Genomic DNA, 325 nt, shown 5'->3' on the forward strand with positions numbered 1-325 from the left:
CCCTCGGCGAACGGGTGCACGGCGAGCCCGTCGCCGCCCTCGCCGACGACCGCGATCCGCAGGGTGCCGCCGACCATGTGGCTCAGCAGGGCGCGGACGTCGAACTCGGTACAGGGCGTCGGGCCGGCCAGCTGTCCGGGCCGTACTGTCTTGATCAGGGCGGCGGCCTGCTCGGTGGCGCGGGCGTAGACGGGGCGGGGGTCGATGGCGTTCATGGTGTGGCCTTCCTCGTCGAGTCGGTGTGCCGAGCATCGCGGGATAACCTGACAGTTCCCGTCAGCATTTGCGGAGCTTTCCCGGGGTGGGCGATCCTTGGCCCGTGAAG

General features: G+C 70.8%; 1 pseudogene. It reads right to left on the minus strand.

Annotated features, from left to right (window positions below):
* Positions 1-215, minus strand: a pseudogene (locus IE249_RS38805) (maleylpyruvate isomerase N-terminal domain-containing protein); the annotation flags it as partial.
* Positions 216-325: the final 110 nt, after the last annotated feature.

It is taken from the genome of Streptomyces anandii JCM 4720, from assembly GCF_014650655.1.
Classification (GTDB): domain Bacteria; phylum Actinomycetota; class Actinomycetes; order Streptomycetales; family Streptomycetaceae; genus Streptomyces; species Streptomyces anandii.